This window comes from Comamonas sp. FUJ_7 (assembly GCF_057369555.1).
Map to the genome: position 1 here is coordinate 92,083 of NZ_JBXXZI010000003.1, position 14,238 is coordinate 106,320.

Here is a 14,238-nt window from a genome sequence, read left to right on the forward strand (position 1 = left end):
ATGGGGGGATTACCAATATTGTTCAGGCTATCGAAATTGACCTACGCTTGGGCCCATTGGTGTTCCGACTCTTCTGACTGAATCTCACCGGCAAACGGCCACCAAGCAACTCTCTACAGTGGAAGCATGGTCTTTTGAATCCATCAAGAGACATGTATTTCAATGGAGAAAATTATGTTGCACTACGCCATCGTCTTCCTAGTCATCGCATTGATTGCTGCGGTCTTTGGTTTTGGCGGCATCGCAGCAAGCGCCGTAGGTATTGCCAAAATCCTGTTTTTTGTTTTTCTGGTCATGGCAGTCATTACCTTCCTCGTAGGCATAGTCAAGAAGTAGCGATTGCCGTCAATATGTAGAACTTTGTAGTCATACATTGCACAAAATTTAAGGATTCGCCATCATTGGAGCCAGCTTCTGATCCTCAGAGGCTTAGATATCCAAGATATGGCACGCTTTATGACTTGCCAGCACAAAAATTTCCAGACTTCGGGAGTTCCCAACCATGAGCCAAGTTGCAAAAGATGCCAAAGACACGGTAGAAGACCTCAAGGATGCAGCGAAAGAAATCGCAGTTGATGCCAAGGAGGCAGCAAAGAAAGCTGCCAACAAAGCAGCAGATGTAGCAGAGGATGCAGTGGATACAGGCAAGCAAGCCGCCAAAAAAATGCTGCAAGATGGCCAAGAGGCTGCTGACGAGATCACTGACACGATTCAAGATACTGCACGTCGTGCACGTCGCACTGCGTCTGAAGCCATCGACTCATCCGGGCGTCACATGCGCAATGCTGATGAAGAAGAGAGTCCACTGATAGACAGTCTGGCCCACCGTGCACAGGACCTGGCTGAACGCAGTATCAACTTCTGGGCTGAAAGCTCTCACAAGGCTCGCCGACAAATCAATACTGCAGCCGATGCAACCAATAAGTATGTCGTCGAGCAACCGGGCCGCTCCATAATGATTGCGGCTGCCACTGGTGCCGCTCTTGCGACGGCCTTTTTCCTGGGGCGCTCACGTAAAAAATAGCCCCTATTTTTATAGCAAACCCTTACGCAAAAATTTCCAACCCAAAGGAGAAAAGCAGATGAAAAATTTGACTCGTGCTTTGGCTTTTAGCCTCGTCGCAGCAACCGCAGTGCTTGGTACCACAGCCTGCTCTGTGGCTCGTGATCAGCAAACTGTGGGCTCCTATGTGGACGATGCCGGAATTACTACGGCAGTGAAGGCCAAAATGGCTGAAGACAAGAGCGTCTCTGCAACCGCCATCAGTGTGGAAACAATGAATGGTGTCGTTCAGCTTTCAGGTTTTGCCAAATCGGAAGCAGAAAAGGCACGTGCTGCGGAAATTGCTCGCACCACCAAGCATGTACGGGAAGTGCGCAACAGCATCGTGGTCAAGCCCTGACCTTCTGACAACACACCGGGTTGGCAGGCCATGTCTCTAGCCTGTTCTCCCCTCACTCAAGAGTCGGCTTCAAGCCGACTTTTTCTTTTTTTGTGGTTTTGCAAGCCATCGCCCTTAAAGTATTTGCATGCAAGTTTTCAACTGCGAGGCCTGTGGTCACCTGATCTACTTTGAAAGCCTGCAATGTGTGCATTGCGGTGCTTCTCAGGCATTCTTGCCAGACCAACTGCGTGTTGGCATTTTACCTGCCGCTGATACCACCATGGTCAGCCCCAATGCACGCTACCGCCCTTGCGCCCATCGTCACAATATCAGCCTGTGTAATTTTGCGATTGAGGCTTCCGACCCTCAGCACCTATGCGTTTCATGCCGCCAGACTGAATGGCTGCCCGACAACACGGATCCCATCAATGAGCTGCGCTGGGCCAAGATAGAAGTTGCCAAGCGATGCCTGTTCTATACCTTGGCCAAACTCGGCTTGCTAGACCCCTGCGAGCATCGCATCGCCGAACCCCGTTTTGCCCTGCTTGCCGATCTACCAGGGCAAAGTCCTGTGATGACCGGTCATGCCAGCGGCATGATCACACTCAATGTCGTCGAGGCGGATGATGATGAGCGCGCCAGACGTCGTCTGGCACTGCAGGAGCCCTATCGCACGCTGATTGGACACTTGCGCCATGAATCGGGACACTTTTACTGGGACCAATTAATAGCGGGCAGCTCAAACCTGGAGCGCTTTAGAGCTCTGTTTGGCTATGAGCATCAAGACTATGCTCTGGCTCTACAGCAGCACTATGGCAAAGACCCGCTGGATAGCAGCTGGCAAAACCACTTCATCAGCGCCTATGCGGCATCCCATCCTTGGGAGGACTGGGCAGAGACCTGGGCACATTACCTGCATATGGTGGACTTGCTTGAGACAGCTGCCAGCTACGGAACCTGCATCACGGTTCCAGATACTCCCAGCGCAGGCCAACAGGTCATTCAGAACCCGCTCGGGCCTGCGCCAACTGACTTTGCGATCATGCAGTCCCAATGGATACCGCTCACGCTGCTACACAACAGCCTGAATCGCAGCCTTGGTCACGGAGATGCCTATCCCTTCGCCATCTCGGCCCCTGCCTGGGACAAGCTGCGCTTTGTGCACGAAGTCATTCAAAGTCACCGCACCGGACTGCCAAGCCCACGCCGTTGAATGCCTAAGCCGTGCGACCGACCTTGGCCATTAGCTTGGTATGCACGCCCTCGGAGACGAACTTGTCCACTTCACCATCCAGCGATGCAATCTCACGCACAAAGGTAGAGCTGATGAACTGATAACGATCACTGGGTGTGAGAAAAACAGTTTCCACATCCGGCATCAGGGTACGGTTCATGCCTGCCAGCTGAAACTCATAGTCAAAGTCCGTCACCGCACGCAGACCACGCACCATGGCTTTGGCGCCGCGAGCCAGCACAAAGTGCGCCAGCAAGCCGTCAAAGCTCTCCACCTGCACCTGCGGGTATTTAGAGCAAGCCTCGCGCACCATGGCAATGCGCTCATCCAGCGTGAACAGCGTCTTCTTGTGATGCCCTGCCGCCACTGCCACGATCACCTTGCCAAAAAGCTGCGCAGCCCTGCGCACAACGTCTTCATGACCCAAGGTGATGGGGTCAAAGGTTCCGGGGTAAACGGCAATCAGATCCTGACTCATGGCTTATCTCTCTCCTGCGGGTCTTGTACTGAACGCTGCTGCAGCGCAGCATGACAAGGCATTATGCATTTGCCCTCTATCAAGATGAAATTTAGATAAAAAAGAGCTGCTAACGCTTTATGGAAAAGCGCCAGCAGCTCTTATATCAATAGCATTCAGCTTAGTTTTTTCGCAGCAGATGGGCGTGGACAGATCCCGCCTTCAGGTAACGATGCAGCTCCAACCCCATCTCAGCCAAGCGCTCTTCGCTCCAGGCTTCTGGGGCTTCCAAATAGATATAGCCGCCGTCCGCCACCGCATTGATGGCGGCCTTCAAAGCGGGCTCGAACAGCTCCACCAGATCAAACGGCGGATCCAGCAGCACCAGATCCTGTGCAGTCACGGTCTTCAGGCAGCTCAGCGCATCGCCGCGCTGCACCTTGAGCATCTTGGCGTCCAGCTTTTGCTGCAGTTGCTGCAGTTGCTGCACCAAGGCCGCATCCTGCTCGTTCATGATGACGCTGGTGGCACCACGCGATGCTGCCTCAATGCCCAGCGCTCCGGTACCGGCAAAGGCGTCCAGCACTTTCCAGTTGGTCAGGTCCTGACCCAGCCAGTTAAACAAGGTCTCGCGCACACGATCAGGCGTGGGGCGCAGACCAGGCTTTTGCGCCACGGCCAGACGCGTGCGGCGCCACTGACCGCCAATGATGCGGATTTCACCTGCACCGGTGGCAGCAGGCTTGACTGAAGGCCCGGCCTTGACGCCAGGACGACCGGGACGGATCGCAGCCAGCTCCTGCGCCTTGCGCTCGCCCTCCTGAATCATTTTGTCCAGTGCCTTGCGGCCCGCCGGGGTGTGCAGCTTGATAGCACTGCGGCTCATTGTTTCGCTCCCAAAGTCACAGTCACCATGCGCTCGGGTTGCACCATGCGCTGCATGGCATCCTTTACGTCCTTGGTGGTCAGAGCCTGAACGCGTTCGGTCCAGTGCTCCAGATAGTCAAGTGGCAAGCCGTTCCAGGCGATGTTGGCCACATTGCCCAGCAGCTTGCGGTTGCTGTCGATTCGCAGCGCAAAGCCACCAATCAGGTTGTCCTTGGCCGCCATGAGTTCTTTCTCGGTCGGGCCTTCTGCTATGAATTTTCGCAGCACTTCCTGAGAGACCTTCAAAGCCTCTGCCGCTTGGTCGGGTCGGGTCTGCAGACCGATCACAAAAGCCCCACGGTCCAGACCCGGCGAAAAGTCGCTAGAGACGCCATAGGTCAAGCCACGCTTTTCACGCACCTCCTCCATCAGGCGCGAGGTAAAACCGCCGCCGCCCAGAATGTGATTGCCCAGCATCACGGCCAGAAAATCGGGGCTGTTACGCGCAATACCGGGCTGGCCAAGGATGACCTGGGCCTGGGCGGACTCGAACGGAATGTTCTCGACCTTGGCTTCTGTCAAATCCTGCACCTTGGCCACTTCGGGCAACGGCGCGCAGTCATTGCCATTGGTCGCCTGCAGCGGACCCAGCAGCTGCTTGACCATGGCATCGGCCTGCTGGCGGCTCACAGCACCCACCACGCTAACCTTGGCGCGGCAGGCTGCAATCAGCTTGCGGTGAAAGTCCTGCATGGCAGAGATATCGATCTTGGCGAGACTGTCGACCGTGGTCTGGTAACCATAGGGAGAGTTGCCAAAGACAGCCTTGCGAAAGGCCTTGGATGCCACGGTACCAGGACGGGTGTCGGCCTCCTTGAGGGCTGCACTCCAGCGTTCACGATCACGCTGCCAAACGGCCTCGGGCCAGCTCGGGGTCGCCACCTGACGCGCAGCTAAAGCCACGGCTTTTTGCAGCAGATCAGGCTGGGTCAGTGAACGCAGACCATAGGTAAAGCTGTCGCGGCCCACATTGGCACCAAAGCTGGCACCCAGGTCGGCCCATGCCTGACCCAGAGCATTTTCATCCAACGCAGGCGCATCGCCCGCGGCCTTGATGCCTTTGGAAGCCATCATGGCTGCGGCTGCGGCTAGCCCCACTTTGTCTTCAGGATCGCGGCGGCTGCCCGCGTCAAAGTCAATCTGCACATCCACCATGGGGATGCCAGGGCTTTGCACTAGCCAGACCTGAGCGCCGCTGGGCTGAGTCCAGTGTTCAATAGGCAACAAGGCCCAAGCAGATTGCGTTAAAAATCCCAACCCAGCGCTTGCTACAAAAGCGCTAGCAGCTATCTTTTTCATAGTTTGCATTGTTTTCTCCGCTGCGCTCAGTGAACAGTGCCACCTGTATCGGCCTTGCCAGACATGGGGCGAGCCTTGCTGCCCGCAGGCAAAGGCTGGGGCACCAGCGTGCCCACCGTGAGCTGGTCGTCACCAAAGTACTTGGCGGCTACGGCCTTGACGTCGTCCGAAGTGACTTTTTTCAGCTCGGCCAGCAGCTTGTCTTCTGCGTCCAACGGCATGCCCTGAATCCAGTAATTGCCCAGGTTCTGGGCCTGACCCATAACGGAATCGCGCTCATAGACGTTCGATGCCATCCACTGTGTCTTCACGCGCTCCAGCTCGTCGGCCTGCACGCCTTCTTGGGCGATCTTCTGAATCTGGGCACGCAGGGCGGCCTCCACATCAGCAGCAGTCTTGCCCTTGGCGGGAACGCCCGTCAGCATGAACAGGCTAGGGCCACGGCCCATGATGGAGGCTGAGCTGCCTGCGCTGTCTGCCACGCGGCCATTGGCCTGGCCTTCGCCCTGCACCAGAGCGCGCTCCAGACGAGCGCCGTCATAGCCATCGAGCACGGCAGTCAGCACCAGCAGCGCCAGCGCATCCTTGTCGTCGGCCTGCAGCTTCTCCACCTTGTTCAAGGTAGGTACGCGATAGGCCATGGCGATAAAGGCCTGCTCTGCGGGCTGTTTGACCTCAATGCGACGCACGCCGATCTGCTTGGGCTCGATCTGCGGCTTGCGCTCGGGCACAGCCCGTGCAGGGATGCTGCCGTAGTACTTCTCGGCCCAGGCACGCACCTGAGACACATTCACATCACCCACCACCACCACGGCTGCATTGGCCGGCACATACCAGCGCTTGTGAAAGTCGCGCACATCGTCAGGCGTCATGGAGTCCAGATCGCTCATCCATCCCACCACGGGGCGGCGATAGGGCGAAGCCATGAAGGTCGCCGCCATCAGTTGCTCCATCAACATGGCGCGCGGCTGATCCTCGGTGCGCATGCGGCGCTCTTCCTTGATGACCTCGATTTCTTTCTTGAATTCGGAGTCCGGCCACTGATTGCTGGCAAAGCGGTCAGACTCCAGCTTCATCACATCTTCCAGCCGGCTGGACGGAATCTGCTGGTAGTAGCCCGTGTAATCACGCCAGGTAAACGCATTTTCCTGACCTCCCAGTGCCGCCACGCGGCGCGAGAAATCGCCCGGCTTGACGGTCTTGGAGCCCTTGAACATCATGTGCTCCAGCGCATGGGCTATGCCTGTAGTGCCATCGACCTCGTCCATGGAGCCCACACGTACCCAGACCATATGCACGGCCGTAGGGGCACGCCGGTCTGGTTGCACAATCAACTGCATGCCGTTCTTCAGTGTGAACTGCTGCACGGCAGGTGCAGCTTGCACGGCTGCGGCAGACACAGGTTGCGACGATGCGCCCGGTGCAGCCAAGGCTGCCCCAGCGCTCAAACAGGCCATTAAGCCCAGTACAGGGAGTGCACGTACATGTTTCATAGAATGATGCGATTCTAAAAACCAGCCAATGTTCAGTTTTTTCAAGAAAAAGCCCAGTCCCACCGATGTGGTGGACACCACGCCCGCAGACCAAGCCGCTGCGGTGCCCGCTCCTGCCGAGCAGACCACGCCTGCTGCACAGCATACGCCTGCGGCGTCTGCCGAAAATGGCAACAGCTCCTGGTGGAGCAAGACCTTCGGTGGCGGCTCTGCAGCCAAGCCCAGCGAAGAGCGGCCAACCACTCAGGATTTTGTAGCAGCCCCCGAGCCTACCGCAAAGCCAGAAGACCAGAATTCCCGTCAAAGCTGGATGGAACGCCTCAAAGCCGGTCTGCGCAAGACCGGCTCCAGCATTGCCACCGTCTTTACCGGCACGCAGATTGACGACACGCTCTATGAAGAGCTGGAAGATGCGCTGCTGATGGCAGACACCGGCGTCAAGGCCACCCAGCATCTGCTCGACGACTTGAAGCGCCGCGTCAAGGAAACCAAGACCACCGATCCCGCCGCCGTCAAGGCGCTGCTGGCCGATGCGCTGACCGACTTGCTGAGGCCCCTGGAAAAGCCCCTGTCCATTGGCGAGCACCAGCCCACCGTCATCATGGTGGCTGGCGTCAACGGCGCTGGCAAAACCACCTCCATCGGCAAGCTGACCAAACATCTGGCCGACAGCGAGCAATCCGTGCTGCTGGCTGCTGCCGACACCTTCCGCGCTGCGGCGCGCGAGCAGCTCGGCGTCTGGGCTAATCGCAACACCGTGGAAATCATCAGCCAGGATGGCGGCGACCCCGCAGCCGTGAGCTTCGATGCGGTCTCTGCCGGCAAGGCACGCAAGAAAGATGTAGTGCTGGTCGATACCGCAGGTCGCCTGCCCACGCAGCTGCACCTGATGGAAGAGCTGAAAAAGATCAAGCGCGTGGTGAGCAAGGCCGATGGCACGGCGCCGCACGAAGTGCTGCTGGTCATCGATGGCAATACCGGTCAGAACGCCCTGACCCAGGTGCGCGCTTTTGACGATGCGCTGCAGCTCACGGGCCTGATCGTGACCAAGCTCGACGGCACGGCCAAGGGCGGTGTTCTGGCTGCGATTGCGCAGGAGCGCCCCGTGCCCGTCTACTTCATCGGCGTGGGCGAGAAGATCGAAGATCTGGAAACCTTTAGCGCCCGCGAATTCGCCCAGGCCCTGCTGTCCTGAAGCACAAGAACCATAGCTGCCAGCGCTTTATCTATCGAGTTTTCAGATAGATTGAGCACTGAAGGGCGCGCAAGGCGCTCCTTTTTTATTTAAGCCCGCGCTTTCAGGCTTGCACTTGCTGCTTGAGCCATTGGGCGTAATCACCCAGGCAACGTTCGGTGCGCATGGTGATCTGCGGAACCTCATAGCTGTGCTGCTCACGAATGAGTTGCGTCAATCGCGGCAGCACCTCAGGCAATGTCTTGCAAACCAGCCGCCACTCGGCACTGGTCTGCAGTACCCCATCCCACTCGTAATACGAGGTGACGCGCTCGGTCTGCACACAGGCCGCAACCTTCGCGGCCACCAGTGCCCGTGCCATGTCTTCTGCTTCCGCCGAATGCCCCACGGTCGTGGTCACCACGCACAGCGTGCTCCAAGGCAGATCCTGAGATGAAGAGGACTGGGAGGGTGCAGTCTGGGTCAATGTGGTGTTCATGTCGCCCAGTCTAGAACCAAGGCGGCCCAGATATTCTGAGCGTTACAACGGATACAAACCCAGCTGCTGCGCACGCAGCCGCGTCAGCCCCAGAAGCGCATCGGTAAACGGAGTGGGAATGCCACACATGGCGCCCATTTCTCGCACCGCTCCCCCCAGCGCATCCAGCTCCACAGGTTTGCCTGCTTCCACATCTTGCAGCATTGAGGTTTTGAAGCCGCCCAGCTTGAGCGTGACCTGATGCCTGTCCTGCGGGCTGTCGGCAATCGGCAGGCCGATGCGCGCGCCGATTTCCTTGGCCTCAAACATCACGGCGGTGATGAAGTTGCGCACCAACTCGTCGCCCAGAATCTTGTCCGTGGTTGCGCCCGTGATGGCACTGACGGGGTTCATGGTCATATTGCCCCAGAGCTTGTACCAGGCATCGCGCTGGATGTTGCCCGAGACCTTGACCTCCAGCCCGCCCGCACGCAGCAGCTCGCCCAACGCCAGCAGACGTTCCGTGGCAGCATCGCCGGGCAGCGCCATGGGCTCGCCCACGATGATGCTGTTGCCAAAGTGACGGCGCACCACGCCCGGCGCATCGAGTGAACAACTGGCATGCACCACCGAGCCAATGACCTGCTCCGTGGGAATGGCTCGGGCAATATCGCCCTGCGGGTCCACCGTCTTGAGCTGCAGGCCTCGCAGGCTGGCATCCACACCACCGGCCAGAAACCACCAAGGTACGCCATTCATCGCCGTCAGTACCAAAGTCTGCGGGCCGATCAGAGATCCAATCTGGCGCGCCACGTCGGGCATGGCCGGGGCTTTGACGGCTATCACCACCACATCCTGGACGCACAGCGCAGCGGGGTCTTGTTGCGCGTTGATGGTCACGGTCTCGCGCTCCTCACCATGCATCAATGTCAGGCCGTTGTGCTGCAGTGCGGCCAACGTCTGCCCACGCGCCACCGCGCTCAACTCGCAGCCGGCTTTGGCCAGTGCTACGCCCAGCCAACCGCCAATGGCTCCTGCGCCGTAAATACACACTTTTTTCGGATTCATTCTTGTCTCTCGTTCTAACTATCAAGGAAGCAGATGTCAGCTCAGTGCCAGCAGGCACTTAACTTATCGATTCTCATGGAGCCTGGTACTCACCTCCGCAAAAATCAAGGGCTTAGCGCTGCGTGAAGAGGCTAGTTTTGTACTCGTTTCTCATTGAGAGTTCTACTTTCCAGAATTCTTCCTCCTCAGTTTTGTATTTTCTGAAAAGAAAGCTCAGGGTAGCGGCAACAATCGCCTGAACTAACCATTTATGGCAATGGACTACCTTTCACTGCAGCAGACATTTTTAAGACTCTATTCATTAATAAAACAGATCAATCAATAAAATAAATTTGTTTAACAAATTTATTAAATAACATCAAACTCTTTCCAAGATTAAAAACTTGGAGACCTCAGTTGGAGAAAGCAACCTTTAGTGCACCAAAGCACTTTTTCCGCCCATCCCGTTCACACGCCGTTGTTGTTGGTGGCGGCACTATGGGAGCAGACGTTGCAGTTGTTCTTTGTCGTGGTGGCAGCAAAACGACCGTCATCGAGTCCAACTCAGATCGTGCAGCAAAGGTATCCGAGCTCGTACTGAATGGGCTCAACCAACTGGATGCGGCCCAACACCTTGAAAAACTGTCGGTAGCTTCATCACTGGATGACATCGACTGGGCATCCGTCGATGTTGTGATTGAGTGCATTCCCGAACGCTTGGATATCAAACAGGCTCTGTTCAAGCAACTTGAGCAGAAGGCCCGCAAAGACGCACTACTAGCCAGCAACAGCTCAAGCTTCCCCATCACCGCGATTGCCGAGGGACTGCAGACACAAGATCGCATGTTGGGGCTGCACTTTTTCATGCCTGCCCACCTGACACCTCTGGTTGAGGTTGTATGCGGCGAAGCATCCAACAAAGAGTGTGCAGAGAACCTTTACGCCTTTATGCGTCAATGCGGCATGGTACCTGTCCTTGTTAAAAAGGATCTTCCTGGCTTTCTCGCCAACCGCCTTCAGCATGCACTTGCACGCGAAGCCTTTGCATTGATCGACGCAGGCATTGCTTCACCCGAAGACGTAGACGCCGCAGTGCGCTTTGGCTTCGGCTTTCGATTTCTCGCGGCAGGTCCCGTTCTGCAGCGCGACCACGCAGGCCTTGAAGTTCACTGCGCCGCCGGGACAACGATGTATCCGTCACTTGCCGCCAACAAAGAGCCCAGCCAATGCCTCGCCCAAAAAGTGGCTGAAGGCAAATTCGGTATGAAGACCGGCGAAGGCTTCTTCAAGTGGACGCCTGAGAGCATTGCGCAAGAGAAGCAGCGCTATCAAAGAACGCTGCTGGCAGGTCTTGAGATTCTGAAGAGCGAATTGCCTCCTGTTGGCGATGCTGCAGATCAATAAAAGGAGCTCATGATGAATCAACCTTTGATCGTGACCGTGGCTCCTAACGGGGCTTACAAGACAAAAGAGCAGCACGCCAACGTTCCTCTGACAGCTGCAGAGCTGGCGCAAGCAGCCAAAGAATGCCTGGACTCTGGTGCATCCATGATTCACATGCATGTGCGCAAACCAGACGGCAAGCACCTGCTGGATGCTCATGCCTATCTGGAAGCCACTGCTGCGGTGCGTAAAGCTGTTGGGCAGGAGTTAGTTGTACAGATCACAACCGAAGCTGCTCAGGTTTACCAACCATATGAGCAAATGCAGGTCGCTCGGGACGTAAGCCCAGAAGCACTTTCCGTGGGACTGCGAGAAATTCTCAAGCCCGAGGTTCCCGAGTCTGATATCCAGGCGTTTTTCACGTGGCTCAAAGACAGCAATGTGATGACCCAGGTGATTCTTTATGACGCTGCCGATGTTCAAGCTTGGCAACGGCTGCGAGCATCTGGCGTCATTCCGGAAAACAAGTGGTTCCTGCTCTTTGTGCTTGGTCGTTACTCAGCTGGGCAAACCTCGTCGCCGAGCGACCTGCTGCCTTTTCTTGAAGTCAATGACAACGCCTATCCATGGGCCATGTGTGCATTTGGCCCTCAGGAAAACGCATGCGCCATCGCTGCAGCAAGCTTGGGTGGTCATGCGCGAGTTGGCTTCGAAAACAATCTATTTCTCAAGAGCGGCGAGCAAGCTGCCAGCAATGCATCCTTGGTCACTCAAGTGGCCCAGGGGGCTATGGCTCTGGGACGCCCATTGGCCACTGCTCAGAACATCCGCGACCTGTTCCTGAACTGAGCGCCTCAAGGTAGCAACGCCTCTTGTGCCTTCAAGTAATGATCTCTTGGAGGCACAAGATGCGCCAAGGTCAAGGCGATCAGCGGCTCTCTCTTACCAGCCTCCAGCAACGTCAGCAATTCATGGTGCTCCTTTTGCGATTGCAGCTGCCTCTCTCTGGACATCAGTGCACCAAATCGAATCGCATGCGTTCGACGGGCGAATTCCTCAATGGACTGCGACAAGAAAGCATTGCCGCATTGAGCAAACAAAAGTCGATGAAATTCATGGTTGGTCCTGAAAATGCCGCGCGGATCCTGATTTTGGATCGCTTCGTCATGTCCGGCCTGAATGCTCTTCAACTGTCTCAGCGCTTCGCTAGACAAAGGCAGCGGTATCTTGCGCATCGCCTCGGCTTCAAGGATCTCTCGCATTTCATAAAGATGAATCACTTCATCTTTACCAAAGGCTTTCACCATGGAGCCAATATTGCGCTTGCGTTCAAGCAGTCCCACGACCTCCAGTTGAGCCAACGCATCTCGCACGACATGGCGCTTGGCTCCAAATCTGTCCATCAGATCATCTTCGACAAGACGCACCCTGGGCGCCAAAAGCCCCAGAACGATGTCTTCCTCCAGTATCGCGGCAATAGCAGATGCGCCGTCCTCGGTGGGACGGCGCTCATTGGCATTAACGCCCGTCGGCATATGGACTTAACTCCTTGGAATCGAACCTTTGCGTTCTGTGGCCGTCAAGAAATCAAAGTCTGCGCCTCGATCAGCCTGCAAAACAGTTTTCTTGAACAGATGAGCGTAGCCTCGCTCAGCGGATGGAACTTGAACAGTCTTGGCATTCTGACGCAAAGCCAGCTCTTCTTCGCTGACCAGCCATTCAATACTGCGTTCACGCACAGAGAGGCGAATTCTGTCTCCCGTTTGAACCCAAGCCAAAGGGCCTCCAATGGCAGCCTCTGGCGTTACGTGCAAGACGATGGTGCCGAACGCAGTGCCACTCATACGCCCATCCGAAACACGAACCATGTCTTTCACACCTTGGGCAGCAAGCTTCTTGGGAATAGGAAGATAGCCAGCCTCTGGCATCGCGGCTCCTTTGGGCCCAATATTTTTAAGAACGAGGACATCCTCGGCTCGGACATCCAGATCGGGCGAGTCAATACGCGCAGCCAAATCTTCGGCATTCTCGAAAACAACAGCTCGCCCCTCATGCTCCATCAACTCAGGGGTGGCGGCAGACTGCTTGATGATCGCTCCACCTGGTGCAAGGTTGCCATACAGAACTGCGATGCCTCCTTGAGGATACAAGGGCGCATCCATCGTCTTTACTACATGCTGCTTGAAGTCTGCTCCAGCAGCCTCCAGCTCCTCCCCCAAAGTTCTACCCGTCACAGTCAGCGCATCCAAGTGCAGCAGAGGTTTGAGCTCTCTCAGCAATGTATGCATGCCACCAGCTGCATGAAAGTCTTCCATGTAGTGATCTCCCGAAGGCTTGAGATCCAACAGCACAGGCGTATTGCGACTCATAGCATCCAGAGCCTTCAAGTCGAGCTCATAGCCCAGTCGACCTGCAATAGCAGCCAGGTGAACAATGGCATTGGTAGAGCCCCCCATAGCCAAGAGAACACGCATCGCATTTTCGAAAGCTGCAGGGGTAAGGATCTTGTCAATCGTCAACCCTGCTCTCGCCATCTGCACAGCGACCTCACCCGAGCGCTCTGCAATTCGGATGCGGTCTGCAGTGACTGCAGGTGGTGTTGCACTACCAGGAATGCCGATACCGAGCGCCTCTGCAATACAAGCCATGGTGCTTGCCGTCCCAGCCACCGAGCAAGTTCCTACGCTAGCAACCAGTTGGTTGTTCACATCGGAGATCTCTTCGGCATCAATTTCTTCTGCCCGGAACTTGCCCCAATAACGTCGGCAATCCGTACACGCACCCACTCTTTCACTTCGATGCGAGCCCGTGAGCATCGAACCAGTCACCAATTGAACTGCGGGCAGGCCCACCGAAGCAGCGCCCATCAACTGCGCTGGCACTGTCTTGTCGCAACCACCGATCAGCACCACAGCATCCATAGGCTGGGCACGAAGCATTTCCTCCGTATCCATCGACATCAGGTTGCGCAGATACATGCTGGTTGGCTGAGAAAAGCTCTCATGCAAGGAGATGGTGGGGAAATCCATCGGCAGGCCGCCCGCCATCAAGATGCCTCGCTTCACCGCTTCCATCAGCTGCGGCATGTTGCCGTGACATGGGTTGTAGGAACTCCCTGTGTTCGAAATGCCAATTACGGGCCGATCCAGAGCCTTGTCTGTGTAACCAGCCCCTTTGATGAAAGCTTTTCGCAAAAAAAGAGAGAACCCACGATCACCATAGTTAGTGAGTCCTTTGGAGATACCGCTCGATGCAGCTTCAGGATGAATCGAGGGTTGTTGCTTTGGCTTGTTCGTCATGGGAGGGTTAACCACGGTTGATGCATTAATTATTAATAATATTATTGATTAAGAAAAAAATC

15 protein-coding genes are annotated in these 14,238 nt (G+C 56.2%); 7 read left to right on the forward strand and 8 right to left on the reverse strand.

The genetic code is table 11. The features are described 5' to 3' along the window. Positions 1-174: 174 nt before the first annotated feature. From AC2I9W_RS05890 to AC2I9W_RS05905, 4 genes are all read left to right on the forward strand, one after another. Entirely contained in the window at positions 175-336 is a 162-nt protein-coding gene (locus AC2I9W_RS05890; protein ID WP_158393253.1) for a DUF1328 domain-containing protein, read from the forward strand. 166 nt (positions 337-502) lie between these two features. Next, positions 503-1,024 (forward strand): hypothetical protein, encoded by a 522-nt coding sequence (locus AC2I9W_RS05895; RefSeq protein ID WP_486409084.1) that lies wholly within the window; start codon positions 503-505, stop codon positions 1,022-1,024. Positions 1,025-1,082: 58 nt separating this feature from the next. Further along, positions 1,083-1,403: a BON domain-containing protein gene (locus AC2I9W_RS05900; RefSeq protein ID WP_158393255.1), complete on the forward strand. Its 321-nt coding sequence runs from the start codon at positions 1,083-1,085 to the stop codon at positions 1,401-1,403. Between the two features lie 127 nt (positions 1,404-1,530). Next, positions 1,531-2,598: a zinc-binding metallopeptidase family protein gene (locus AC2I9W_RS05905; RefSeq protein ID WP_486409085.1), complete on the forward strand. Its 1,068-nt coding sequence runs from the start codon at positions 1,531-1,533 to the stop codon at positions 2,596-2,598. A gap of 4 nt (positions 2,599-2,602) precedes the next feature. Here AC2I9W_RS05905 and coaD read toward each other — a convergent pair whose 3' ends face one another. The 4 genes from coaD to AC2I9W_RS05925 all read right to left on the reverse strand — a co-directional run bounded on the left by coaD (position 2,603) and on the right by AC2I9W_RS05925 (position 6,759). Further along, positions 2,603-3,097: a pantetheine-phosphate adenylyltransferase gene (gene coaD, locus AC2I9W_RS05910; RefSeq protein ID WP_486409086.1), complete on the reverse strand. Its 495-nt coding sequence runs from the start codon at positions 3,095-3,097 to the stop codon at positions 2,603-2,605. 160 nt (positions 3,098-3,257) lie between these two features. Continuing rightward, positions 3,258-3,962 (reverse strand): 16S rRNA (guanine(966)-N(2))-methyltransferase RsmD, encoded by a 705-nt coding sequence (gene rsmD / locus AC2I9W_RS05915; RefSeq protein WP_486409087.1) that lies wholly within the window; start codon positions 3,960-3,962, stop codon positions 3,258-3,260. Next, on the reverse strand, positions 3,959-5,311 hold the full coding sequence (locus AC2I9W_RS05920) for a M16 family metallopeptidase (RefSeq protein WP_486409088.1): 1,353 nt from the start codon (positions 5,309-5,311) through the stop codon (positions 3,959-3,961). The genes rsmD and AC2I9W_RS05920 overlap by 4 nt, the downstream gene beginning before the upstream one ends. A gap of 17 nt (positions 5,312-5,328) precedes the next feature. Beyond that, entirely contained in the window at positions 5,329-6,759 is a 1,431-nt protein-coding gene (locus AC2I9W_RS05925) for a M16 family metallopeptidase (protein WP_486409300.1), read from the reverse strand. Positions 6,760-6,823: 64 nt separating this feature from the next. Between AC2I9W_RS05925 and ftsY the strand changes: the two genes are divergently transcribed. Further along, complete coding sequence (gene ftsY, locus AC2I9W_RS05930; RefSeq protein ID WP_486409089.1) at positions 6,824-7,990, forward strand: signal recognition particle-docking protein FtsY; 1,167 nt, start codon at positions 6,824-6,826, stop codon at positions 7,988-7,990. A 103-nt stretch (positions 7,991-8,093) separates the two neighbouring features. On the opposite strand, the gene cutA is transcribed toward ftsY, so the two are convergent. Together cutA and AC2I9W_RS05940 are read right to left on the reverse strand one after the other, a co-directional pair. Next, on the reverse strand, positions 8,094-8,468 hold the full coding sequence (gene cutA, locus AC2I9W_RS05935; RefSeq protein ID WP_486409090.1) for a divalent-cation tolerance protein CutA: 375 nt from the start codon (positions 8,466-8,468) through the stop codon (positions 8,094-8,096). A 42-nt stretch (positions 8,469-8,510) separates the two neighbouring features. Continuing rightward, positions 8,511-9,515: a 2-dehydropantoate 2-reductase gene (locus AC2I9W_RS05940; RefSeq protein WP_486409091.1), complete on the reverse strand. Its 1,005-nt coding sequence runs from the start codon at positions 9,513-9,515 to the stop codon at positions 8,511-8,513. A gap of 396 nt (positions 9,516-9,911) precedes the next feature. On the opposite strand from AC2I9W_RS05940, the gene AC2I9W_RS05945 reads away from it, so the two are divergent. Then, a complete protein-coding gene (locus tag AC2I9W_RS05945) occupies positions 9,912-10,898 on the forward strand; it encodes a 3-hydroxyacyl-CoA dehydrogenase family protein (RefSeq protein WP_486409092.1) in 987 nt (328 codons plus the stop codon). A 12-nt stretch (positions 10,899-10,910) separates the two neighbouring features. Beyond that, positions 10,911-11,726, forward strand: a complete 816-nt coding sequence (locus AC2I9W_RS05950; RefSeq protein WP_486409093.1) for a beta-keto acid cleavage family enzyme — start codon at positions 10,911-10,913, stop codon at positions 11,724-11,726. A 5-nt stretch (positions 11,727-11,731) separates the two neighbouring features. On the opposite strand, the gene AC2I9W_RS05955 is transcribed toward AC2I9W_RS05950, so the two are convergent. Next, complete coding sequence (locus AC2I9W_RS05955; protein ID WP_486409094.1) at positions 11,732-12,412, reverse strand: GntR family transcriptional regulator; 681 nt, start codon at positions 12,410-12,412, stop codon at positions 11,732-11,734. Between the two features lie 6 nt (positions 12,413-12,418). Then, positions 12,419-14,176, reverse strand: coding sequence for an IlvD/Edd family dehydratase (locus AC2I9W_RS05960; RefSeq protein ID WP_486409095.1), 1,758 nt, complete (start codon positions 14,174-14,176; stop codon positions 12,419-12,421). Positions 14,177-14,238 lie beyond the last annotated feature (62 nt).

Coding starts and splice junctions, on each gene's coding strand:
- AC2I9W_RS05920 (WP_486409088.1), bottom strand. CDS start 5,311: ATGCAAACTATGAAAAAGATAGCTGCTAGCGCTTTTGTAGCAAGCGCT.
- ftsY (WP_486409089.1), top strand. CDS start 6,824: ATGTTCAGTTTTTTCAAGAAAAAGCCCAGTCCCACCGATGTGGTGGAC.
- AC2I9W_RS05905 (WP_486409085.1), top strand. CDS start 1,531: ATGCAAGTTTTCAACTGCGAGGCCTGTGGTCACCTGATCTACTTTGAA.
- AC2I9W_RS05940 (WP_486409091.1), bottom strand. CDS start 9,515: ATGAATCCGAAAAAAGTGTGTATTTACGGCGCAGGAGCCATTGGCGGT.
- AC2I9W_RS05895 (WP_486409084.1), top strand. CDS start 503: ATGAGCCAAGTTGCAAAAGATGCCAAAGACACGGTAGAAGACCTCAAG.
- AC2I9W_RS05950 (WP_486409093.1), top strand. CDS start 10,911: ATGAATCAACCTTTGATCGTGACCGTGGCTCCTAACGGGGCTTACAAG.
- coaD (WP_486409086.1), bottom strand. CDS start 3,097: ATGAGTCAGGATCTGATTGCCGTTTACCCCGGAACCTTTGACCCCATC.
- AC2I9W_RS05900 (WP_158393255.1), top strand. CDS start 1,083: ATGAAAAATTTGACTCGTGCTTTGGCTTTTAGCCTCGTCGCAGCAACC.
- AC2I9W_RS05955 (WP_486409094.1), bottom strand. CDS start 12,412: ATGCCGACGGGCGTTAATGCCAATGAGCGCCGTCCCACCGAGGACGGC.
- rsmD (WP_486409087.1), bottom strand. CDS start 3,962: ATGAGCCGCAGTGCTATCAAGCTGCACACCCCGGCGGGCCGCAAGGCA.
- AC2I9W_RS05925 (WP_486409300.1), bottom strand. CDS start 6,759: ATGGCCTGTTTGAGCGCTGGGGCAGCCTTGGCTGCACCGGGCGCATCG.
- AC2I9W_RS05890 (WP_158393253.1), top strand. CDS start 175: ATGTTGCACTACGCCATCGTCTTCCTAGTCATCGCATTGATTGCTGCG.
- cutA (WP_486409090.1), bottom strand. CDS start 8,468: ATGAACACCACATTGACCCAGACTGCACCCTCCCAGTCCTCTTCATCT.
- AC2I9W_RS05960 (WP_486409095.1), bottom strand. CDS start 14,176: ATGACGAACAAGCCAAAGCAACAACCCTCGATTCATCCTGAAGCTGCA.